At 65.6% G+C, this 23011-nt stretch carries 21 protein-coding genes and 1 tRNA gene; 14 read left to right on the plus strand and 8 right to left on the minus strand.

What is annotated here, in order from left to right:
* Nucleotides 1-4: 4 nt before the first annotated feature.
* Genes ACSYG9_RS19670 through ACSYG9_RS19685 form a run of 4 tightly spaced genes read left to right on the plus strand, consistent with a single transcriptional unit; the run spans nucleotide 5 to nucleotide 3899 of the window.
* Nucleotides 5-1159, plus strand: a complete 1155-nt coding sequence (locus tag ACSYG9_RS19670; protein WP_454839647.1) for an isobutyryl-CoA dehydrogenase — start codon at nucleotides 5-7, stop codon at nucleotides 1157-1159.
* The gene (locus ACSYG9_RS19675; RefSeq protein ID WP_440124098.1) at nucleotides 1156-2217 is read left to right on the plus strand and encodes an enoyl-CoA hydratase/isomerase family protein; all 1062 of its coding nucleotides are present in this window, start codon (nucleotides 1156-1158) and stop codon (nucleotides 2215-2217) included. Before ACSYG9_RS19670 ends, ACSYG9_RS19675 begins: the two co-directional genes overlap by 4 nt.
* Complete coding sequence (gene mmsB, locus ACSYG9_RS19680; protein WP_440124099.1) at nucleotides 2218-3126, plus strand: 3-hydroxyisobutyrate dehydrogenase; 909 nt, start codon at nucleotides 2218-2220, stop codon at nucleotides 3124-3126. It begins immediately after the preceding gene.
* Entirely contained in the window at nucleotides 3123-3899 is a 777-nt protein-coding gene (locus ACSYG9_RS19685; protein ID WP_440124100.1) for an enoyl-CoA hydratase, read from the plus strand. The genes mmsB and ACSYG9_RS19685 overlap by 4 nt, the downstream gene beginning before the upstream one ends.
* A 63-nt stretch (nucleotides 3900-3962) precedes the next feature.
* Here ACSYG9_RS19685 and ACSYG9_RS19690 read toward each other — a convergent pair whose 3' ends face one another.
* Nucleotides 3963-4490, minus strand: a complete 528-nt coding sequence (locus ACSYG9_RS19690) for a MarR family transcriptional regulator (RefSeq protein ID WP_440124101.1) — start codon at nucleotides 4488-4490, stop codon at nucleotides 3963-3965.
* 30 nt (nucleotides 4491-4520) lie between these two features.
* Nucleotides 4521-5486 (minus strand): ABC transporter substrate-binding protein, encoded by a 966-nt coding sequence (locus ACSYG9_RS19695; RefSeq protein WP_454839650.1) that lies wholly within the window; start codon nucleotides 5484-5486, stop codon nucleotides 4521-4523.
* A gap of 232 nt (nucleotides 5487-5718) precedes the next feature.
* Between ACSYG9_RS19695 and ACSYG9_RS19700 the strand changes: the two genes are divergently transcribed.
* Nucleotides 5719-6288, plus strand: coding sequence for an arsenate reductase/protein-tyrosine-phosphatase family protein (locus tag ACSYG9_RS19700; RefSeq protein WP_440124103.1), 570 nt, complete (start codon nucleotides 5719-5721; stop codon nucleotides 6286-6288).
* Here ACSYG9_RS19700 and ACSYG9_RS19705 read toward each other — a convergent pair.
* From ACSYG9_RS19705 to ACSYG9_RS19715, 3 genes are read right to left on the minus strand one after another with little or no spacing between them, the layout of a single operon-like run.
* Complete coding sequence (locus ACSYG9_RS19705; protein WP_440124104.1) at nucleotides 6273-7421, minus strand: sulfotransferase; 1149 nt, start codon at nucleotides 7419-7421, stop codon at nucleotides 6273-6275. The genes ACSYG9_RS19700 and ACSYG9_RS19705 overlap by 16 nt on opposite strands.
* A gap of 10 nt (nucleotides 7422-7431) precedes the next feature.
* On the minus strand, nucleotides 7432-8223 hold the full coding sequence (locus tag ACSYG9_RS19710) for an SDR family oxidoreductase (protein WP_440124105.1): 792 nt from the start codon (nucleotides 8221-8223) through the stop codon (nucleotides 7432-7434).
* Nucleotides 8220-9386, minus strand: coding sequence for a hypothetical protein (locus tag ACSYG9_RS19715; RefSeq protein ID WP_440124106.1), 1167 nt, complete (start codon nucleotides 9384-9386; stop codon nucleotides 8220-8222). Before ACSYG9_RS19715 ends, ACSYG9_RS19710 begins: the two co-directional genes overlap by 4 nt.
* A gap of 130 nt (nucleotides 9387-9516) precedes the next feature.
* On the opposite strand from ACSYG9_RS19715, the gene ACSYG9_RS19720 reads away from it, so the two are divergent.
* Both ACSYG9_RS19720 and ACSYG9_RS19725 read left to right on the plus strand, forming a co-directional pair.
* Entirely contained in the window at nucleotides 9517-10638 is a 1122-nt protein-coding gene (locus tag ACSYG9_RS19720) for an inositol monophosphatase family protein (RefSeq protein WP_440124107.1), read from the plus strand.
* A 70-nt stretch (nucleotides 10639-10708) separates the two neighbouring features.
* Nucleotides 10709-11698: an MBL fold metallo-hydrolase gene (locus ACSYG9_RS19725; protein ID WP_440124108.1), complete on the plus strand. Its 990-nt coding sequence runs from the start codon at nucleotides 10709-10711 to the stop codon at nucleotides 11696-11698.
* Between the two features lie 53 nt (nucleotides 11699-11751).
* On the opposite strand, the gene ACSYG9_RS19730 is transcribed toward ACSYG9_RS19725, so the two are convergent.
* From ACSYG9_RS19730 to ACSYG9_RS19740, 3 genes are all read right to left on the minus strand, one after another.
* A tRNA-Arg gene (locus tag ACSYG9_RS19730) sits at nucleotides 11752-11827 on the minus strand.
* A 120-nt stretch (nucleotides 11828-11947) separates the two neighbouring features.
* Nucleotides 11948-12613 (minus strand): DUF305 domain-containing protein, encoded by a 666-nt coding sequence (locus ACSYG9_RS19735; RefSeq protein WP_440127728.1) that lies wholly within the window; start codon nucleotides 12611-12613, stop codon nucleotides 11948-11950.
* 68 nt (nucleotides 12614-12681) lie between these two features.
* Complete coding sequence (locus ACSYG9_RS19740) at nucleotides 12682-13521, minus strand: DUF3105 domain-containing protein (RefSeq protein ID WP_440124109.1); 840 nt, start codon at nucleotides 13519-13521, stop codon at nucleotides 12682-12684.
* 131 nt (nucleotides 13522-13652) lie between these two features.
* Between ACSYG9_RS19740 and argS the strand changes: the two genes are divergently transcribed.
* The 7 genes from argS (at nucleotide 13653) to rpmE (ending at nucleotide 22976) form a co-directional block, all read left to right on the plus strand.
* Nucleotides 13653-15305, plus strand: coding sequence for an arginine--tRNA ligase (argS, locus tag ACSYG9_RS19745; RefSeq protein WP_440124110.1), 1653 nt, complete (start codon nucleotides 13653-13655; stop codon nucleotides 15303-15305).
* A complete protein-coding gene (gene lysA / locus ACSYG9_RS19750) occupies nucleotides 15302-16723 on the plus strand; it encodes a diaminopimelate decarboxylase (RefSeq protein ID WP_454839654.1) in 1422 nt (473 codons plus the stop codon). Before argS ends, lysA begins: the two co-directional genes overlap by 4 nt.
* The gene (locus ACSYG9_RS19755) at nucleotides 16720-18048 is read left to right on the plus strand and encodes a homoserine dehydrogenase (protein ID WP_440124112.1); all 1329 of its coding nucleotides are present in this window, start codon (nucleotides 16720-16722) and stop codon (nucleotides 18046-18048) included. The genes lysA and ACSYG9_RS19755 overlap by 4 nt, the downstream gene beginning before the upstream one ends.
* Complete coding sequence (gene thrC / locus ACSYG9_RS19760) at nucleotides 18045-19136, plus strand: threonine synthase (RefSeq protein WP_440124113.1); 1092 nt, start codon at nucleotides 18045-18047, stop codon at nucleotides 19134-19136. Before ACSYG9_RS19755 ends, thrC begins: the two co-directional genes overlap by 4 nt.
* 35 nt (nucleotides 19137-19171) lie before the next feature.
* Nucleotides 19172-20101, plus strand: a complete 930-nt coding sequence (gene thrB, locus ACSYG9_RS19765) for a homoserine kinase (RefSeq protein WP_440124114.1) — start codon at nucleotides 19172-19174, stop codon at nucleotides 20099-20101.
* A gap of 443 nt (nucleotides 20102-20544) precedes the next feature.
* The gene (gene rho, locus ACSYG9_RS19770) at nucleotides 20545-22623 is read left to right on the plus strand and encodes a transcription termination factor Rho (RefSeq protein WP_440124115.1); all 2079 of its coding nucleotides are present in this window, start codon (nucleotides 20545-20547) and stop codon (nucleotides 22621-22623) included.
* 119 nt (nucleotides 22624-22742) lie between these two features.
* Nucleotides 22743-22976, plus strand: a complete 234-nt coding sequence (gene rpmE, locus ACSYG9_RS19775; protein WP_440124116.1) for a 50S ribosomal protein L31 — start codon at nucleotides 22743-22745, stop codon at nucleotides 22974-22976.
* Nucleotides 22977-23011: the final 35 nt, after the last annotated feature.

The following is a 23011-nucleotide window of genomic DNA, read 5'->3' on the forward strand; positions in this document are numbered from 1 at the left end:
GACAATGTTCGCACTCACCGACGACGACCGGGCGATCCGGGAGACCGCCCGCGACTTCGCCAGCGAGTACCTGGCTCCGAACGCGGTCGAATGGGACCAGGAGAAGCACTTCCCGGTCGACGTGCTGCGCAAGGCCGCAGCACTCGGCATGGGCGGAATCTATGTTCGAGAGGACGTGGGCGGGTCCGGGCTGCGACGCCTCGACTCCGTCCGCATATTCGAGGAACTCGCCAAGGGCTGTCCGTCGATCGCCGCGTACATCTCGATCCACAACATGGTGGCGTGGATGATCGACAAGTACGGCAACGACGAACAGCGCCGCCGGTGGCTGCCGAGCCTGTGCTCGATGGAACACCTCGGCAGCTATTGCCTCACAGAACCGGGTGCCGGGTCGGACGCCGCTGCCTTGAGCACCAAAGCCGTCCGGGACGGCGACGAGTACGTGCTCAACGGTGTCAAACAATTCATCTCGGGTGCAGGCACTTCCGATGTGTACGTGGTGATGGCCCGCACCGGCGATACCGGAGCCCGCGGGATCTCCGCGTTCATCATCCCGAAGGACACCCCCGGGCTGTCGTTCGGCGCCAACGAAAAGAAGATGGGCTGGAACGCCCAGCCCACCCGTCAGGTGATCTTCGAGGACGCCCGTGTTCCCGCTGAGAATCTCCTCGGTGCGGACGGCGGCGGCTTTCGGATCGCGATGCACGGGCTCAACGGCGGGCGACTGAACATCGCTGCGTGTTCGGTCGGCGGCGGCCAGACCGCCCTCGATCGGACGGTCCCATATCTCGCCGAGCGCAAGGCATTCGGCGAGCGACTGCTCGATGCGCAGGCGCTGCAGTTCCGGCTCGCCGACATGCGCACCGAACTGGAAGCGGCGCGCACCCTGCTCTGGCGGGCCGCCGATGCGCTCGACGCCGAGGCCCCCGACGTGGTGGAACTGTGTGCCATGGCGAAGCGGTTCGCGACCGACGCAGGATTCTCCGCGGCGAACGAAGCACTGCAGCTACACGGCGGATACGGTTACCTTGCCGAGTACGGGATCGAGAAGATCGTGCGAGATCTGCGCGTTCACCAGATCCTGGAAGGAACCAACGAAATCATGCGGCTGGTCATCGCGCGCAGCGTGGTGGCGGCGGCCCAGACAGGAGCGGCATGACGGGGAACGAACCCGAGATCCTCATCGAGGCGAAGAACGGGCTCGGCCGGATCACTCTGAACCGGCCCAGGGCGATCAACGCGCTCAACCACACCATGGTTCAAGCGATGGCCGAGGCGCTGCTCGAATGGTCCACCGACGACACGATCCGGGCCGTTGTGGTCTCCGGCGCGGGCGAACGTGGTCTGTGCGCGGGGGGTGACATCGTTGCGATCTACCACGATGCGAAGGACGGCGGCACCGGTACGCAGGACTTCTGGCGCGACGAGTACATCCTCAACGCCGCGATCGGTCGCTACCCGAAGCCGTACGTCGCGATCATGGACGGCATCGTGATGGGCGGCGGTATCGGGATCTCGGCGCACGGCGACGTCCGGATCGTCACCGAACGTTCCTCTCTGGCAATGCCGGAGGTCGGAATCGGGTTCATTCCCGATGTCGGTGGTACCTACCTGCTCTCGCGCGCACCGGGTGAGCTCGGCACCCACGTCGCCCTGACCACCGGGCGCATGAATGCCGGCGACGCGATCGCACTCGGGTTCGCCGACCACTTCGTCCCGTCGGAGGCACTCGACAAGTTCCTCGGCGCACTGGAATCCGGTTCGGTCGACGAGGCTCTGGCCGAGTATTCTCAGCCCGCGCCCGAATCGATCCTGCTCTCACAGCAGGCTTGGATCGACGAGGCCTATGCAGCGGACAGCGTCGTCGAAATCGTCGAGCGCCTCCGTGCCAGCGATGCTCCCGAGGCGCAGGCCACGGCGGAGACGATCCTCGGCAAGTCGCCGGTTGCGCTGGAGGCGACCCTGCGGTCCCTCCGGCACGCTCGGCAACTCCGATCCCTCGAAGAGGTTCTCAACGAGGAGTACCGGGTGTCGCTCGCGTCGTTGAAGACCCATGATCTGGTCGAGGGTATTCGCGCACAGGTGGTCGACAAGGACCGCAATCCCGCGTGGTCTCCCGCGACCCTCACCGACGTCACCGACGCGGACGTCGACGCATACTTCCAGCCGCTCGGTGATCTCGAACTCGGGCTCGCCGCCGACGAAGGAGATCGATAGATGAGCACTCTCCCCAGCGTTGCCTTCCTCGGCCTCGGGCACATGGGCGGCCCGATGGCTGCGAACCTCGTGAAGGCCGGCTATCCGGTCACGGGGTTCGACCCGGTGCCCGCGGCTCAGGAACAGGCCACGAAAGACGGCCTCACCGTCGCCGCATCCGCGGCCGAGGCTGTCAACGGTGCCGACGTCGTTGTCACCATGCTGCCCAACGGCAAGCTCGTGCTCGGCCTCTACGACGAGCTTCTGCCCGTGGCGAAGGCCGGCACGCTGTTCATCGACAGCTCCACCATCGACGTCGCCGACGCTCGTGAGGCTGCATCCCGCGCACAGGCTGCGGGACACCGTGCCATCGACGCACCCGTCTCCGGCGGTGTCGCAGGCGCGGCAGCAGGCACTCTCGCATTCATGGTCGGCGGTCCCGAGACCGACTTCGGGTCGGCTCAGCCGCTGCTCGAGGTCATGGGCCGCAAGGTCGTGCACTGCGGTGGATCGGGCAACGGTCAAGCTGCGAAGATCTGCAACAACATGATCCTCGGTGTATCGATGATCGCGATCAGCGAGGCGTTCGTCCTCGGCGAGAAGCTGGGTCTGACCAACCAGGCGTTGTTCGACGTCGCCTCCAACGCGTCGGGTCAGTGCTGGGCACTCACGAGCAACTGTCCGGTGCCGGGCCCGGTCCCGACGACCCCGGCCAACAACGGCTACCAGCCCGGATTCGCTGTCGCACTCATGGACAAAGACCTCGGTCTGGCATCGAACGCGGTGCGTACCAACGGTGTCGATGCCGAGCTCGGGTTGCGTGCGGCCGAGCTCTACCACCGGTTCAACGAGGGTGGCGGCGGTGGTCTCGACTTCTCTGCGATCATCAACGACATCCGTACCCGTTCGACAGAAGAGGACAGCAAGTGAGCGAGTTCGAGACCATCCTGGTCGACCGTAAGGGCCGCGTCGGGATCATCACGCTCAACCGGCCCAAGGCGCTCAATGCCCTCAACAGCCAGTTGATGCACGAGGTCGTTGCGGCAGTCGAGGAGCTCGATACCGACGCCGAGATCGGAGCGATCCTGCTCACCGGTTCCGACAAGGCCTTCGCCGCAGGCGCCGACATCAAGGAGATGGCGCCCAAGACGTTCAGCGAGGTCTATGGGGAGGACTTCTTCTCCGAGTGGGACCGCCTCTCGGCGGCACGCACCCCGATCGTCGCCGCGGTCTCCGGCTACGCGCTCGGTGGCGGCTGCGAACTCGCGATGCTGTGCGACTTCATCATCGCCTCCGACACCGCGAAGTTCGGACAGCCCGAGATCAAGCTCGGCGTCATCCCGGGTATCGGTGGCTCGCAGCGACTGACCCGCGCCGTGGGCAAGGCCAAGGCGATGGAGATGGTTCTCACTGGTCGCAACATGGATGCAGAGGAAGCCGAACGCGCCGGACTCGTGTCGCGGATCGTGCCGGTGGCCGAGCTGTTCGACGCCGCGCTCGAGACGGCGACGACTATCGCCTCGATGTCGTTGCCCGTCGCGATCATGGCGAAGGAAGCGGTGAACCGCGCGTTCGAGACCACGCTCGCCGAGGGCGTGAAATTCGAACGCCGAGTGTTCCATTCGACGTTCGCCACAGCCGACCAGAAGGAAGGCATGGCAGCGTTCATCGAAAAGCGCACACCGGAGTTCAAGAACGCCTGACCGACCGAGTTCGACTCAGACGAGTGAGGGCCGCCCCGATCGGGGCGGCCCTCACTGCTCTGTTCACCATTTCGTCGGTGCGCCACCGGTATCGAAATCACCTGCATCGTGGCGCATCACGGACAGCACCCGGAGCAATTCGTCGAGGTCTGTCTCCGGGATGCCGGGGCGTGCGAACACCTCCGCATTGAGCTTCTCCGTTGCCTCGACGGCGAGCGTGCGCCCGGCGTCGGTCAATTCGATCAATGTGGCGCGACGATCGCTCGGATGCGGTGTGCGTCGAACGAGGCCTGCGGCTTCGAGTCGGTCGACTGCATTGGTGACGCTGGTCGGGTGCACCTGTAGTCGAGCACTGGCCTTGGCCATCGGAAGCGCCCCCGACTTCGTGAAGTGAAGGAGGGTCAGCAGTTCGTAGCGTGCGAAGGTCAGACCGAACGGTTTGAGGACCTCCTCGACGCGGGCGATCATGATCTGCTGGGCCCGCATCACCGAGGTCACAGCGGCCATGCCGTCGGCGACCTCGCCCCAGCCGTGGAGGGTCCACTGGCGGTGGGCTTCGGCGATGGGGTCGAGCGGAAGTGGTGCGGGCATACTTTCGATCATCCCACGTCGGAGCGGCTGTCAGGCGAACTGCTCCTCGAGGTGGTCGAGAAACGCCATCGACTCGTCGTAGTCGGCGCGGATCGCCCAGTACGGCATGTCGTAGGCGTGTCCGGCGGCGAATGCGGGAAGGGAGGCATAGATGGGGTTGGCCTTCAGTTCCTCGACGGACGGGCCGGGGCCGTTGAACCCGGTGACGAACACCGACGGGGTGGTCACGACCTGCCCGATGGTCTCCAGGGAGACTTCGAACATGTCGCCGCCTTCCGTGTACGGCTCGGCGCCGCTGTCTGCGAACACGGGGGCCGGTTCGAACTCGAAGTCGGCGAGATCGGCGGGCAGGCCCATGTTCTCGATCAGGACGTACGGAGTGCCGTCCGCCGTGATCGTGACGTACGAGACCGGGTTGGGCGGTGGGGTGATCGACTCGATGACCTCGGTCCTGCGGTCCTCGTACTCCTGCGTCAGCTGTGTGAGTACGTCGGACTGGTCGAACACGTCGTTTGCGAGGAACCCGAACTGTTCCTGCCAGGTCTGGAACTGCCGATCCACGAGCACGGTCGGAGCAACCGTGGTGAGGTTGTCGTAGGCCTCTGATGCCTGCAAGTACGGGAACCCGACGCCGCCCGCGATGATGAGATCGGGGTCCATCGCTGCGATGGCCTCGATATCGAAGCCGTCCACGGACCACGGAAGGAATTCGGTCCCGGCGTCCTGCGCGTCGTCCGCCCAGAATTCGGAGAACTGGCCCGCCGCGTCTGCATCCTCGGGCGTGACGCCGACGACGGGAACGTCGAGATGGTAGAGGTAGCCGGCGAGCGCGTAGTTCAACACGACGACGCGTTGTGGCTCAGCGAGAATCGTCACTTCCCCCATGGGGGTCGCCACGGCGCGGGTCGTCTCCGCAGAAGTCTGTTCTGTCGAGTCCGTTCCCGGGCCCGTCCCGGAGTCCTGTCCGCATGCGGTCAGTGCGAACGCGGTCAACATCGCGGCGCACAGTGGGATGATCCTTCTTCGAAGCGACACGTACACAACACCTCCTGACCGCGGAGTCTCCGCGGGAAGGTCAGGCTAACCGAAGTGTCGATCAGTCGCACCGCCCCGGTCTCGTCTGCGCTCTATGAACTGCAGTTATTGTCCGGATGAACGGGGAGTTCACCCGAGGTGACGAGAATCTGGGCACGTCAGGTGCGTAAATTGTCCCGGTTACAGTACGCCGGTGCGCATCTTGTTCGTTTGTAGCGGGAACGTGTGCCGCTCAGTGATTGCGGAGCGGCTCACGCTCGCGTACGCCTCGGAGCGACGGATCAACGACCTGGCCGCGGAGAGTGCAGGGACTCGTGCTCTCGTCGGTTACCCGGTCGAACCGCGCGCCGCTGCCGTGATCGAGGGGCTGGGCGGCAACGTGATCGAACGGCGTGCGCGCCGGGTGGATGCGGGCATGATCGCCCGGGCGAACCTGGTCCTCACCATGACCGAGGATCAGCGCGACCGGGTCGGCGCACTGGCTGCAGGTTCGTCGATGAAGTCGTTCACTCTCACCGAGGCGCACCTGATCGCGGTCGTGACCGGAGCCGACACCGTCGCGAGGCTCGACGCCTACCGCTCCACCAGCAATGCCGAGGGAATCCCGGCGATCCCCGACCCGGTCGGTCTCTCGGAACGCAAGTACGTCGAGACCGGAGACCGGATCGCGGCGGCCCTGTTTCCCCTGCTCGACATCCTCACCACGCGCCACGCCGGAAACGACCCGGCCACCGCAGGGTGGCGCGGTCAACGATATGCGTAATCGGGAAAACGTTCGTCGACGTCCTCGGCGCGCAACCCGAACTCCTCGAGGGTGTACCGGTGTGCAGGCTTGCGTTCCCCGCTGCGGCTCTCCGCGTGCATCGACGTCATCGCACGCTCTGCCTCAGCGCTGAGGTCGGTGCCGAGCCGGTCGTAGATGGTGGCGACGGTCGCCAGAGGATCCGCGACGAAGTCCCGGTAATCGACGTCGACGAAGTGTGCGCGGTCGTGCCGCGACCGCGCCTCGGTGAATGCTGCGTGACCCCGTGCCCACAGATTGAGTTGGCTACGGCCGATGGTGTGGCCGACGAACGTCTCCGACCAACCTTCGGTTGCTTGGGCGGCGAGGCTGCACACGGATGGGATGACGGTGCGTGGGTCGCGATGGGTGACCACGACGAGGGCGTCCGGGTACACGGTGAGCAATTCATCGAGAGCGAAGAGGTGGCTCGGGTTCTTCAGCACCCACCGCTTACCGGCGTCGGGCAGGCCGATCAGCTGGAGATTGCGCCGGTGGCGCGCATACGCCTGGGTCCAGTCCTGCCCGGCGAGCCACTGCGAGTAGCCGGGCAGATTGGCGAGGCACTCGTACGAGATCGATCGGAACGACTGGCGCAGCAGTTGCCAGCATTCTTCGACCTCCGCGGCCGACATGTAATGCACTCCCATGAACTCGGGGTGCTCGACGTGATGTTGGGAGAACGCCGACTCGATCCCGGCGAACACCGGATTGTCTGCCCATGTCTCGCGAGGCGGACGTGGTTGCGGCATCTCCGTCAGCCACATCTCGAGGCCCTGGTGGCCGGGGTCGGCAGTGAGGAGGCGATGCAGCGCGGTGGTACCTGTGCGGGGAAGGCCCGTCACGAAGATGGGGCGCGTGATCTCGACGTCCGCATGCGCGGGATGCTGTGCCCACGCCGCCTCGGACAGCAATCGCGCGACGAGTGCGCCGCGCAGGAACACCCGCGACATCTTACTTCCGAGCGGGGTGAGTTTCTCGTCGCGCTCGTACGAATCGAGTAGCACGGAGAGAGCCTCGCGATAGTCGTCGGTTCCGAAGTCTGTCAGGCCCGTCAGGCGGGTGGCGGAGTCGTGGAGCGATTCGGCGGTACCGATCGAGGTGCGTTCTGTCATGATCTTCCCGTCAGTGGTGGTATTCGCCGCAGTTGACGTCGAGGCACTGGCCTGTGATCGCCGACGCCATCGGCGAGGCAAGGAAGATCACAGCATCGGCGATCTCCTCGACGGTGGGCAGCCGCTTCAGATCGCTCGCGGCTGCGGTGTGGTCGTAGATCTGGTCGACTGTCATGCCGTACTTTTCTGCCTGATGCTCGAAATAGCCGCGCAGGATCGGGCCCCAGATATATCCGGGAGCAACGGAATTGACGCGAATTCCTTTGGGCCCGAGTTCCGTCGCAAGCGACTGTGACGATGCGAGCAGTGCAGACTTCGCCAGCTTGTAACTGCCGTAGCGCTCTTGGGAATGCCGAAGAACCATCGAATTTATATTCACCACGGACCCTTTGGAGGTTCCGAGGAGGTCGGTGAACAGTCCGGTCAGTCGGAGCGCGCCGAGCACGGTGAGTTCGATGCTGTCACGAATATGTTGAAAATCTGTGCGCGCCAACGATTTCATCGCGGGAATCGAGAACGCGTTGTTCACCAGGGTGTCGACCTGCCCGAACTCGTGCGCGGCCACCTGTGCGAGGTGGGCGGCCGAGTCGTCATCTGTGATATCGGTCGGTACGGTCACCGCGCGGCGGCCGAGTGCGGTGACCTCTGCCGCGACCTGTTCGAGCCGCTCCGGGGTGCGAGCGGCCAAAACGACATCGGCGCCGTGCTCGGCGCACCGTACCGCGAGTGTGCGGCCGAGGCCGGGGCCGACGCCCGAGATGACGACCACCCGATCGCGTAGGAGACCGGCTGCGGTGTTCATGCGAGCATCCGATCCGCTATGCCGCTCTGGCGGGCGGCGATGCGCGCCGCCCAGTCGTCCGGCGTGATGCGATTCGACCCGTGGAACGGCAGTAGCTCGGGGACTCGGTCGACCGCGACGATTTCGGCAACCGGGCCCTCTGCGGGCCCGGGGTGGCGGTCGAGGCGCTGCCAGCGGAACTGCAGGATGCCGCGGTCGTGACCGACGGTCTCGACCCAGTTGGTCACCCCCGGGTTGCGGTTCGAAACGACGATCCGGATGTTTCCATCGGGATCGACCTGTGCCTGGGAGTTGTTGAGCGACGTCTGATGGCCGGTGTAGTCGAGCGAGACGTACCACAGACTGCCGAGCTGGAAGCCCAGGTAGGGGGCGTCCGATGCGGGCAGCGTGATGATCATCGCCTCGTCGTCCGAGAGTTCGAAATGACCGACCGAGGAGTACTGGGTATCGAGCCCGCCGGGCGTGCGACGCGGTTCGGTGAGGGTGTTGACGGGAAGATCCAGATAGAACCACTGCGGAAACTGCAGCCATGTCTTCACGCGCGACACCAGGGCGCGGGCTGCGCGCTCGTACCGTCGCGTGATGTCGTCTCGGGCGGGTGCAGGCGCAGGGATTCCCAGAGTGTCGAGCCGGTCGATGCGCAGCGTTCCGCGCCGCTGGGTCCAATCGCTGTAGACCTCCCGGACGACGAGCTGCGACGAACCAGGGGACAGGTGGAAGTAGTTGCGCGTGGGATCTGCGGGGCCGGGCCCGAACCGGATCTCGAAGGTGCCGTCGTCGGCGATGCTGATCGCGCGGTCGTCGAACGCTGTCACATTGCCGGGCACGTTCGTATCGGTGTAATTGCCTGCCATCACCTGGAAGCTCAGATCACAGGTGGTGCCGCGACGTCCGGTGACGAGGTACTCGGCGTTGTCCCGCACGGGAGCGCCCCAATACAGAGTGTCGGGATTGTCGAGACCCATCTTTGCGTAGGGGCCGGTGCCCGTGATGAATGTCGGATGTGTGCTGCTGTGCGCGAACGCGGCGTGCACGCACGCGGAGATTCCCCCGGCGAGGTACTCGTAGCCCTCCGTCAAGTCTTGTTCGGTGCGGATGTGCGGTGCGGTGGCCACGAGTTTCTCGGCTTCGGCGATGGCCGCTGTCAGTGGATCGGTGAGCACGCGGTTCTCCTGAAGGTCCGATGTCTACCGCTGCGATGAGCTTCTTCCGCAGCCGACAATAGAACGCGTTCTAGTAAATGGTCAACGGCCGCGGGTCCCGCCGAGCAGGAACCATGGTTTTGTGGAGTGCATGACCGACGACGCAGCCCTGGCCACCGAGATTGCCGCGGGCGCAGGAGAACTGTTGCTGACCATTCGCGCGACTGCACGGTACGAGCACTACGGACGCGAACTCGGACGCCGTGGTGATCACGCTGCGAACGCATTCATCCTCGAGCGGATCGCGTCTGCGCGACCCGGCGACCTGGTGCTCTCGGAGGAATCGGCCGACAATCCGGCACGCATCGACGCGGAGAGGGTATGGATCATCGATCCGCTCGACGGCTCGAAAGAATACGGTAGGCCCGGATACATCGATTGGGCAGTCCACGTTGCGTTGTGGCAGGCGGGAAAGGGACTCACCGCCGCGGCCGTCGCGCAGCCCGCGATCGGGGCCGTCTACTCGACGAACGACGAACCGGCCGTCGCCCACGAACCCCTCGGACGGTACCGGCCCTCGATCGTGATCAGCGGCAGCCGTCCTCCTGCGTTCATCGGTGAGGTCGCGAGCAAGGTGGGCGCTGACCTCGTGCGTATGGGATCTGCAGGGGCCAAGGCCATGGCGGTCCTACGCGGCGAAGCCGACGCGTACGTGCACGCAGGGGGTCAATGGGAATGGGATTCGGCTGCACCCGTCGCGGTCGCGCAGGCTGCGGGCATGTTCTGCGCCCGAATCGACGGCACTCCGCTCGAATACAACAGGCCTCATCCGTACCTGCCCGATCTGGTGATCTGCCGCCCGGACTGGGCTCCGACGCTGATGGCCGCCGTGTCCGAACACGCGGACGAGCCCACGGACAGTGCGCGGGTGGCGATGGCGCGCGCCTACATTCGCTCGCTCCTGAGCCACGATGCAACGCATGTGCGGCTTGCCGAAGACGCATGGCGCGTCGAGAACGGTCAGCGTACCGGCGACAGCGGGATCGAGATCCGCGATCGCCTCGAGAACGGGGCGGAGTACCGGTCGCTCCGGCGGGTGCGCGAGTTGACGTTCCACGAGTGGCACCACGACGTCGTTGCCCGCTTTCTGCTCGACATCGCTGCAGGGCCGAACCGGACGACGACGGTTTCGGTCGTCGAGCACTTCCACATCCCCGCAGGCGACATTCGGTCGATCGTTGCGATCATCGAGCCCTCTCCAACAATGAGTTGAACCTTTGAGCTAGTTTCGAATCGGATGAATAGTGAGAAAAGCAGTACCAATTCGGAATCAAGGCGGTGCCATGACATCTTCACTCGATATCGGCGACGGAATTCTCGCGATCCCCGTTCCCGTTGCTGACCTCCCGGTCGGAGACACCCAGGTCTACGCGATGGAATCCCCGCGCGGCGTGGTTCTGGTCGACGCCGGCTGGAACAACGACACCTCGTGGAACGCACTGCAGCAGGGGCTTGCCACCGCAGGCCTGTCCGTGACCGACGTCGAAGGCGTCGTGGTCACCCATTTCCATCCCGACCACGTCGGCCTCACGGCGCGTCTCCGCGAGGCCTCCGGCTGCTGGGTAGGAATGCACGAATCGGACTTCGAGCAGCTCGGCCACATGATGTCCGATGCCGATTGGAGCGAACGCGCTGTCGAGCAATGGCGCATTGCGGGAGCCCCACCCGAGCAGATCGAGGAATACCTCGCCGACTCGGGCAAGGGTGAGGGCAAACCGGAGGCTGCACCCGATCGCAGACTCACCGACGGGGAGATCATCCCGCTCACCGGACGCACGCTCCGCACCGTGTTCACGCCCGGCCACACTCCCGGACACGCGTGCTTCTACATCGAAGAACACGAGATCCTGTTCAGCGGCGACCACGTCCTCGCCAAGACCACACCGCACGTCGGTGAATTCGATTTTCCCGTTGCGGAGCGGGATGCGCTCGGCGAATTCATCGCGTCGCTGGGTGCGGTGGGGAAACTTCCTGCGCGGCGTACTCTTCCTGCACATCGCCAACCCATCGACGACCTTGCGGCCAGGACGGCGGCACTGGTCGAACACCACGAGGATCGCCTCGACGACCTCTACGAATCGCTGGGTGACGAAGGGCTCACGCTGTGGGAGGCCACGTCCCGCATGAAGTGGTACCGGCCGTGGGACGAGACCCCGGCGCGCGGCAAGCAGATGGCGATGTCCGAAGGGTCGGCGCACCTGCGTCACCTCATCGAACGTGGACGTGCTCGACTCGTACCCGGCAGTCATCCCGCCCGTTTCGTGCGGGTCTGAGGACCTACCGGAACGAGTTCGCCCCCCGCCTCGTAATGAAGCGGGGGGCGTCGTGGTGCCCTCGGCAGGATTCGAACCTGCGACTTCTTGCTCCGGAGGCAAGCGCTCTATCCCCTGAGCTACGAGGGCAATCCGGACCCGCCGGGTGACCAGCGGTGCGGGAGTCAGCCTAGCGCATTGTCGGCTCAACACCACATCGGCTGGTCAGGGCCGGTTTACTGACCCAGGCGAGGTACGCCGGACCATCGATCAGTTCATCGGGAGTGGCTCGGCGCCGCGCTCCGCAAGCATCGACGTCATCAGCTCGGACTCGCTGGTCTGCGTGTCGACCATCTTCTGAGCCAGACCCCGGACGACCGATTCGCTCGCGTACTGCGCGCCGTATTCCATCATCGGCAGCCCACCCTCATGGTGACGCAGCATCAACTGCAGGAACAGCACATCCTGCTCGATACCGGTCGCCGCGCGCAGGTTCGCGAGATCCTCGGAAGAGGCCATCCCCGGCATCATGGCCATGCCGTCGGAGCCTGCCTTCGAGCCGGATCCGTGCCCCTCACCCGTACCCGCGTGCGAATGACCGCTGTCCTCGCTCATCCAGGTCATGTACGGGCCTGACGGCAGCGGTGGCTGCCCCCACATCGTGAGCCAGCCCTCCATCTGCCCGACCTGATTCTGCTGGGTCGTGAGGATGTCGTAGGCGAGGTTGCGGACGTACTGATCCTGCGAGCTCGTCACCGCAATCGCCGACATCTCGATCGCCTGGTTGTGATGCACCGTCATGTCCTGACAGAACCCGACATCCACCGAACCTGCCGTCGGATCCGCCGGCCGCGAGTCCTCGAGGGGGATCCGCGCGAGAAACCCGAGCAGGAAGCCGACCGCCAGCACAGCGACGGCGGCGAGCACCAGCAGCATCCGACGGTTGCCGGTCCCGTAGGCCGGGCCGGTCGAGTCGCGCGACAGGTCGTCCGAGGTGCTCACCGTCAGCTCCCTGCCGGTGCCTGCATGTCGGCGGGAATCTGCTCGGTGCCGTCCGTGGTGCCGCCGTCCATCGGTACCGCGTCGGGGCCGGGTGCGGACGCATCGAACGGAGGCGGATTCGCGGGATCGAACGACGACGGCAGCGTCGAGCAGCTCGCACCGACCTCGGGGTAGGTGTACCGGTTCAGGCGCAGTGCTTCGATGAAGTGGTCGATGCGCTCGTCATCGGCGCTGTCGACCTTGAGCTGATGACCCCACGACTGCAACGAGATCGGCGCGTCGAGTCCGGGGTACGGCGACATCGACATGTACGTGCGTCCGTCGACCTTCGCCGCGAGCGTCTCGATTGCTGCGTCGTCGAGGAGATCGGGGTTGTAGGCGATCCAGACTGCACCGTGCTCGAGTGAGTGGACCATGTTCTCGGTGCGAACGGCCTGCTCGTACACGGTCCCTGTGCAAGTGGCCCAGATCGCGTCGTGCGGTCCGCCGAACGGCGGGTTCTGGTCGTAGGCCACCCGTTGGGTAGGAGCCACGTGCTGACCCGCCGGGTACTCGATGTTCACCACGCCGTCGATGGCCAGCGACGGGTCCTGGTTCTCCTCGGTCGGCACCCACGCCGACAACTCCTGCTTGTCCTGGTACTGCGGAATGATGCTGACCGCGATCACAGCGACCAGTGCGACGACGGCGACGATGCCACCGATCGTCAGCCACGGAATCTGACGCTGCTTCGGGAGGCCTTTGGCCCCGCCACTGTTCTTCTTGGCGGCCTGGATGGCCTTCGACGATTTGGCGCCGGTGTTCTTCTTGCCGGAACTGCCGTTGCTCGGACCGCTGGGCATCGCTGGGTGCTCTTTCTACGGATGGACAGGCGAACGTGCGCACCATGGGTACGGCACATCGTCAACTCTACGGGCGCCGGCGGCGGGGGACCGTCCGCGCCTTCACCCCCCAGCCAATAGGATGAACACCTGTGACTCCTGCCGATCTTGCCGAATTGCTCCACGGAACCGCTGCGAGAGTGCTCGCCGACCGTGACCTCGACGCGTCTGTACTGCCTGCGACCCTCACTGTCGAGCGGCCTCGCAACCCCGAGCACGGCGACTACGCAACCAATGTCGCGATGCAGGTTGCCAAGAAGGTCGGCGTGAATCCCCGTGATCTCGCGACGTGGCTCGCCGAAGCGCTCACCGCTGCCGACGGCATCGACTCCGCCGATGTTGCAGGCCCCGGCTTCCTCAACATCAGGCTCGCGGCCGACGCACAGGGTGCGATCGTCGCCAAGGTGCTGGGCGAGCGCGACGCGTACGGCAACGCCGACATCCTCGCGGGCAAGAAGATCAACCTCGAATTCGTCTCCGCGAACCCGACCGGTCCCATCCACCTCGGCGGCACCCGCTGGGCGGCGGTCGGCGATGCGCTCGGCCGCATCCTCACTGCGCAGGGCGGGGAGGTCACCCGCGAGTACTACTTCAACGATCACGGCGCGCAGATCGATCGTTTCACCCGGTCGCTCATCGCCTCCGCGCTCGGACAGCCCGCCCCCGAGGACGGCTACGCCGGCGTGTACATCGTCGACATCGCGAAATCGGTCCAGGACCAGCGGCCCGGGGTGCTAGAGCTTCCCGAGGACGAGCGGAACGAAGCGTTCCGGTCGATCGGCGTAGAGCTGATGTTCGAACACATCAAACGCACGCTGCACGAGTTCGGCGTCGACTTCGACGTGTACTTCCACGAGAACTCGCTGTTCGAGTCCGGCGCCGTCGAAAAGTCGGTCGAGACCCTCAAGGCCTCCGGCAACCTGTACTTCGACGACGGTGCGTGGTGGCTCAAGAGCACCGACTACGGCGACGACAAGGACCGCGTCGTCATCAAGTCGGACGGCAATGCAGCCTACATCGCAGGCGACATCGCGTACTTCCAGAACAAGCGCTCACGCGGCTTCGACCTGTGCATCTACATGCTCGGCGCCGACCATCACGGCTACATCGCACGGCTCAAGGCGGCTGCCGCTGCTTTCGGCGACGATCCCGACACCGTCGAGGTCATGATCGGCCAGATGGTCAATCTCGTGCGCGACGGTCAGGCCGTGAAGATGAGCAAGCGCGCAGGCACCGTCATCACCCTCGACGACCTCGTCGAGGCCATCGGCGTCGACGCGGCCCGCTACTCCCTCGTGCGTTCGTCCGTGGATCAGAGCATCGACATCGATCTCGCACTGTGGGCTTCCGCCTCGAGCGAGAACCCCGTCTACTACGTGCAGTACGCGCACGCGCGGCTGTCGTCGATCGCGCGGAACGCTGCCGACCTCGGTCTGAGCGGGGAGGGCGCCGACCTCGCCCTGCTCACCCATGACCGCGAAGGCGACCTGATCCGCACCCTCGGTGAATATCCGCGGGTCGTCGCGAAGGCTGCGGAACTGCGGGAGCCGCACCGCGTGGCGCGGTATCTCGAAGAACTTGCCGGTACCTACCATCGGTTCTACGACGCGTGCCGCATCCTGCCGCAGGGCGACGAAGAGCCCGGCGACCTGCACACCGCTCGTCTGGCTCTGTGTGCCGCCGCACGTCAGGTCCTCGCCAACGGGCTCGGCCTTCTCGGCGTCAGCGCACCGGAGCGGATGTGAACGCGCATCCCGCGGGCCCGCGTCACGCCGAGATCCCGCACGCGCCCGGGCTGCCGCAACGACCCGAGAACGCCACCGAACTGAACGAGCTCCACCGGCACGTCTGGCCGCGTAACACCAGCCGCGACGACGACGGCGTCACCCACATCGCCGGTGTCTCCGTAACCGAACTCGCCGAGACATACGGCACACCGCTGTTCGTCGTAGATGAGGACGATTTCCGGTCGCGGTGCCGTGAGATCGCTGAGGCCTTCGGCCCCGAAGCGCGTGTCCACTACGCGTCCAAGGCCTTTCTGTGCACCGAGATCGCCCGGTGGGTACACCAGGAGGGTCTGTGCCTCGATGTCGCATCCGGGGGCGAACTCGCGGTAGCGCTGCGCGCCGGGTTCCCGGCTCAGAAGATCGCGCTGCACGGCAACAACAAGTCCGTTGCCGAACTGCGCACCGCCGTCGAGTTCGGTGTCGGACACATCGTGCTGGACTCGCTCGCCGAGATCGACCGTCTCGATGCCGTCGCCGGTGAATTGGACGCCGTCCAGGATGTGCTGATTCGCGTCACCGTCGGTGTCGAAGCACACACCCACGAGTTCATCTCCACTGCGCACGAGGATCAGAAGTTCGGTCTCTCCCTGGCGGGCGGCCACGCGATGGACGCTGTACGCCGGGTATTCGCGGCCGACAACCTGCGTCTGGTCGGGCTGCACAGCCACATCGGCTCCCAGATTTTCGACGTCGACGGATTCGAACTCGCTGCTCACCGTGTCATCGGGCTGCTGCGCGACATCGTTGCCGAGTTCGGGGTCGACAAAACCTCGCAGCTGCACATCGTGGACCTCGGTGGTGGTCTCGGAATCTCGTACGTGCCGAGCGACGATCCGCCGCCGGTCACCGACCTTGCGGCAAAACTCAACGACATCGTGCGCACAGAGTCGGCACTGGTCGGATTGCCTACGCCGACCCTTGCCGTCGAGCCGGGACGCGCCATCGCCGGCCCGGGCACCATCACCCTCTACGAGGTGGGCACCATCAAGGACGTGGCCGTGGGTGCCGGCCAGAGCCGGCGCTACATCAGCGTCGACGGTGGGATGAGCGACAACATCCGTACCTCCCTGTATCAGGCGGAGTACGAGTCGCGGCTCGTGTCGCGCAGGAGTGAAGCCGAACCTGTCGTCGCGCGGGTGGTCGGTAAGCACTGCGAGAGTGGTGACATCATCATTCGCGATGCCTGGATGCCAGGCGACGTCGGTGCGGGAGATTTGCTGGCTGTCGCGGCGACCGGTGCATACTGCTACTCGATGTCCAGCAGGTACAACATGCTGACCCGTCCCGCTGTCGTGGCAGTCAAGGACGGCGTCTCTCGTGTCCTGCTGCGCAGGGAAACGATCGAAGATCTGCTGAGCTTGGAGGTTACGGAGTGACCAGCACAACGGCGCAAGGTGCATCCGGGCAGCGGCCCCTCGGTGTCGCGGTTCTCGGCCACGGCACCGTTGGTGCCGAGGTCGTCAACATCATCCGGCAGGATGCGCTCGACCTGCAAGAGCGCATCGGTGCACCCCTGGAACTGCGGGGCGTCGCGGTGCGCGACACATCGTCTGATCGTGGACTTCCCGCCGAGCTGCTGACGACCGACGCAGAAGCGCTCGTCCGTCGCGACGATGTCGACCTCGTCGTCGAACTCATCGGGGGTATCGAACTACCCCGTACGCTGGTGCGCGCCGCGCTCGACGCAGGCAAGTCGGTGGTCACTGCGAACAAAGCTCTCCTCGCTGCCTACACCGGTGAACTGGCCGAGGCGGCCGAGTCGCACAACGCCGACCTGTACTTCGAAGCCGCCGTCGCCGGCGCCATCCCGGTGATCCGCCCACTGACGCAGTCGCTCGCAGGCGACCGCGTCGACCGGGTGATGGGCATCGTCAACGGCACGACGAACTACATCCTGTCCGCGATGGACGAAAGCGGCGCCGATTACGAGACGACATTGGCCGAAGCAGGCCGCCTCGGTTACGCCGAAGCCGATCCGACTGCAGACGTCGAAGGATTCGACGCCGCGGCCAAGGCTGCGATCCTTGCGTCCATCGCCTTCCACACCCGCGTGACCGCCTCGGATGTCTACCGCGAAGGCATGAGCTCGATCACCGCCGCCGACCTCACCTCGGCCCGTGCGCTCAACTGCACCATCAAGCTGCTGGCGATCTGCGAACGCATCTCAGGGCCCGACGGCCGCGACCGTGTCTCGGCGCGCGTGTATCCGGCTCTCGTGCCGCGTGAGCATCCCCTTGCGACCGTTGCCGGAGCGTTCAACGCCGTCGTCGTCGAGGCACAGGCAGCCGGTCGCCTCATGTTCTACGGCCAGGGCGCCGGGGGAGCGCCCACCGCATCCGCCGTCATGGGTGATCTCGTGATGGCGGCGCGTAATCGTGTCCAAGGTGGCCGGGGCCCGCGTGAATCGAAGTACGCCAAGCTCGAGATCGCTCCGATGAGCGATATCGTCACCCGGTACTACGTCAACCTGCAGGTCGCCGACCGTGCCGGCGTGCTCTCTGCTGTCGCCGCCGAATTCGCCACGAGGGGCGTCAGTATCTCCGCTGTGCGCCAGGAGGGGGCCGGCGACGGCGCTCGTCTGGTGGTGCTCACGCACCGAGCCACCGACCGGGCGCTTGCGGACACCGTCGCCGCGCTCGAAAATCTCGAATCCGTTACTGCTGTCACCAGCGTCCTGAGACTGGAGGGATCCGCCGAATGAGTGCGGTCGACAAGAACACCACCCCCGTGCACACCCCGTGGCCGGGCCTGATCGAGGCGTACCGCGGTCGTCTCCCGATCGGCGACGACTGGAAGACGGTGACACTGCGCGAGGGCGGTACCCCGCTGCTCCCGGCGGAGCGGCTCTCCGAGCTCACCGGGTGTGAAGTGCACATCAAGGTCGAGGGTCTCAACCCCACCGGCTCGTTCAAGGACCGCGGCATGACCATGGCGGTCACCGAGGCGCTCGCATCCGGCAAGCAGGCCGTGCTGTGCGCCTCCACCGGCAACACCTCGGCCTCTGCCGCCGCCTACGCGTCGAAGGCCGGGATCGGATGTGCCGTCCTCGTCCCGCAGGGCAAGATCGCCATGGGCAAGCTCGCGCAGGCCGTCATGCACGGTGCGAAGATCGTTCAGGTCGAGGGCAATTTCGACGACTGTCTGGAACTGGCCCGTAAGACGACCTCCGAGTTCGACACCATCGGTCTGGTCAACTCGGTCAACCCGGTGCGCATCGAAGGTCAGAAGACCGCGGCGTTCGAGATCGTCGACGCGCTCGGCGATGCACCGGACGTGCACGTGCTACCCGTCGGCAACGCAGGCAACATCACCGCGTACTGGAAGGGGTACTCCGAGTACTTCTCCGATGGGATGAGCACTCGTCGCCCGCGCATGCTCGGCGTTCAGGCAGCCGGCGCTGCCCCGTTGGTCCTCGGTCATCCGGTCAACAATCCCGAGACCATCGCCACCGCTATCCGGATCGGTGCGCCTGCTTCCTGGAACAGTGCTGTTGCGGCGAAGGACGAGTCGGACGGGGCATTCCGGGCGGCTACCGACGAGGAAATCCTCGAGGCCTACCGGCTTCTCGCCAAGACCGAGTCGATCTTCGTCGAGCCTGCCTCGGCAGCGTCGATCGCGGGTCTGCTCGCGGCACGGAAGGAAGGCTGGCTCGAGCCCGGCCTGAAGATCGTGTGCACCGTCACCGGCAACGGCCTCAAGGATCCCGACACCGCGCTGCGCGACGTGCCCGTGGTCGAACCCATCCCGGTCGATCCTGTGGCCGTGGCATCGGCGCTCGAGCTGGCCTAGTGACCGCCTCGCCCTCCTCCGTTGGGAAACAGGACATGACGCAGACGTTGCCCGTAGGGGTCTCGGTGACAGCCCGGGTGCCGGCCTCCAGCGCCAACCTGGGGCCCGGATTCGACACACTCGGACTGGCGCTCGGGCTGTACGACGAGATCACCGTCACCACAACCGGTTCCGGCCTCGACGTGCGTGTCGAAGGGGAGGGCGCGCAGGAGGTGCCGTGGGGGCCGTCGCACCTGGTAGTGCGCGCGGTCGAACGTGGGCTCGAAGCCGCGGGAGTGTGGGCGGACGGACTGGATGTCTTGTGCCGCAACGTGATTCCGCATTCGCGAGGTTTGGGTTCATCGGCATCTGCGGCGGTGGGTGGCCTTGCTGCCGCGAACGGTCTGGTGCGGAAGATTGCGCCGGAGCGGGTTCTCGACTCAGCGCAGCTCGTGCAATTGGCGTCGGAATTCGAGGGGCATCCCGACAATGCCTCGGCGAGCGTTCTGGGCGGTGCTGTCGTCTCGTGGAGTGAGGCCGAGGTCGACTCGGAGCGTCGCGCCTACAAGGCGGTGTCGTTGAAGGTGCACCCGTCCATCAACGCCGTCGCGCTCGTTCCGTCCGTCCGGTCGTCGACCGCCCACACTCGTGGACTGCTGCCCGACCTGGTGCCGCATCGTGATGCCGCGTTCAATGTCAGTCGCGCTGCGCTCGCGGTCGTCGCGCTCACGGAGCGACCCGATCTGCTGATGCAGGCAACCGAGGATCTGCTCCATCAGGCGCAGCGTGCTCCGGCGCTGCCCTTGACCACCAAGTGGATCTCGCTTCTTCGCGGTGCGGGGATCGCGGCGACCGTGTCGGGGGCGGGGCCGACGGTACTTGCCCTGACAACCGAACCGATTCCGGCGGAGCTTCGCGCGGCCGCAGAGGCGGATGACCTCACCGTGCTCGACCTTCCCATCGCCGATGGGGTACAGGTCGACTGACGGTCACCACTGTGATCACGCCGCCTGTGGTCGAGACGAGACGGCCGGCCCGGAGATCCGGGCCGGCCGTTGTCGTCGATGGACCCGACCAGAGGAACGAGAGTGGTGCATCACACAGGAACCTCGCGTCACACAGATTCTTGCCCTGCGTGCAGAACGTCGCTATCCTGAGGGTGTCCGCACGTCGTGCGCTCGTGTCGCCGGGTTCTCCAGGGCATTCACTCCAGCTCCATCGGGGCGTCAGATCCTGGGTCGATCCTCACCTGCTCTCGATCTTGGGAACGGGACAAGGCCGTACCCAACCGACATCGGTGTGGTGGCGGACGTGCCGACCGTTCGACTTCCGTGAACTCGTACGGCAAATCCCAGCTCAGTTCATGTAGCTGATCTGCGGAACGAACCCTCGACTCTGCATGAGTGGGCGAGGGAAGGAAAGGATCTCCGTGACAGATACGGACCTGATCGCTACGCCAGATTCCGACACCGCCGAGGCTTCCGCAGGAACCCGATCCGGCGATTCTGCACAGTCCGCACGCGGAGCCCGCCGTGGCACCGGCCTTGCGGGCATGGTGCTCGTCGAGTTGAGGGCTCTCGCTGCCGAACTCGGTATCAAGGGCACGTCGGGAATGCGCAAGGGCGACCTCATCGCTGCGATCAAGGACAAGCAAGGAAGCGCCGCGAAGAGCGCGCCTGCTGCCAAGGCGCAGGCCGAGCCGGCTCAGGCTCCTGCCGAAGCCGCAGAGGAGGCACCGAGTCGCCCCGCGCGTACTCGCCGCACCCGCGCCGCCGAGGCGTCCCAGGACGAACCCGCCCAGTCGGGGACCCCTGCCGAAAAGCCTGCAGCCGCCGAGAAGCCTGCAGCCGCCGAGAAATCTGCCGGCGACGCGCCGACATCCGACTCGGACGATGAGGCACCGCGCCGCGGCCGTCAGCGTCGCGGTCGTCGCGGTGCGGACCAGCAGGATCAGAATCAGAACAGTGAGTCGCAGGTACCCGGCGAGTCGCAGACCTCCGACCCCGAGCGCGGCGGCGAGTCCCGTGATCGGTCGACTGACCGCGGGAAGACTCAGGACCGCGGCGAATCCGATGGCGGACGCCAGCGGGGTGATCGCAACCAGGGTGATCGCAACCAGGGTGACCGCAACCAAGGTGACCGCAACCAAGGTGATCGCAACCAGGGTGACCGCAACCGCGATGATCGCAACCAGGGCGACCGGAACCAGGGCCCGCGTCAGGACAACCGCGACAACCGCGGAGACGACGACGAAGAGGGCGGCCGCGGCCGCCGCGGTCGTCGCTTCCGCGAGCGTCGTCGCGGACGCGACCGCGGAGAATCCGGGGGCGGAGATTCGCGCGAACCCGAGATCCGGGAAGACGACGTCCTCCAGCCGGTCGCGGGCATCCTCGATGTGCTCGACAACTACGCGTTCGTACGGACCTCCGGTTACCTCGCGGGCCCGAACGACGTGTACGTGTCGATGAACATGGTGCGCAAGAACGGTCTGCGCCGTGGCGACGCCATCACCGGCGCGGTGCGTGTGCCGCGTGAGGGTGAGCAGGCCAATCAGCGTCAGAAGTTCAACCCGCTGGTGCGGCTCGATACCGTCAACGGCGGTGAGGTCGACGCAGCCAAGCGTCGCCCCGAGTTCAACAAGCTGACCCCGCTGTACCCGAACCAGCGCCTGCGTCTCGAGACGCAGCAGAACATCCTCACCACGCGCGTGATCGACCTGGTGATGCCGATCGGTAAGGGGCAGCGCGCGCTGATCGTCTCGCCGCCGAAGGCCGGTAAGACCACCGTGTTGCAGGACATCGCCAATGCGATCGCCGTCAACAACCCGGAGTGCTACCTGATGGTGGTTCTGGTCGACGAGCGCCCCGAAGAGGTCACCGACATGCAGCGCTCGGTGAAGGGCGAGGTCATCGCCTCGACCTTCGACCGGCCGCCGTCAGACCACACCTCGGTTGCCGAACTCGCGATCGAACGTGCCAAGCGTCTCGTCGAAATGGGGCGCGACGTGGTGGTCCTGCTCGACTCCATCACTCGCCTCGGCCGCGCATACAACAACTCGTCGCCCGCATCGGGACGCATTCTCTCCGGTGGTGTCGACTCGACTGCGCTGTATCCGCCGAAGCGTTTCCTCGGTGCGGCGCGCAACATCGAGAACGGTGGGTCGCTCACGATCATCGCGACCGCGATGGTCGAGACCGGCTCGACCGGCGACACCGTGATCTTCGAGGAGTTCAAGGGCACCGGCAATGCCGAGCTCAAGCTCGATCGCAAGATCGCCGAACGTCGCGTGTTCCCCGCCGTGGACGTCAATCCCTCGGGTACGCGTAAGGACGAGCTTCTCATGAGTCCCGACGAGTTCGCGGTCGTGCACAAGCTGCGTCGCGTGCTGTCGGGTCTGGATTCACACCAGGCGATCGATCTGCTGATCGACCGGCTCAAGAAATCCAAGACGAACATCGAGTTCCTCATGCAGGTCGCGAAGACCGCGCCGGGGGCGCTGGAAGACTGACGTCGGGGCCCGGGAATTTTTTCCGGGCTCATACGTTTGGCATAATCGAGCAGTTGAGTCCGGTTCCGGTTCACGGCTTCGAATGGCGAAGGCGACCCGGCGACCACGAAAGGGACACCATGAAGGCAGGAATCCACCCCAACTACCAGGTGACGACCGTCGTCTGCGGTTGCGGAAACACGTTCGAGACCCGCAGCACGTCCGAGTCCGGCCGTGTCAACGTCGAAGTGTGCTCCAACTGCCACCCGTTCTACACGGGCAAGCAGAAGATCCTCGACACCGGCGGACGCGTCGCACGCTTCGAGGCTCGCTACGGCAAGCGCACGGCGAAGAAGGCTGCGGCCGACAGCTAGCTGCAATGCCGACGCCCGGTTCTGTCTTCGTACAG

Source organism: Rhodococcus sp. SJ-2 (assembly GCF_053750035.1).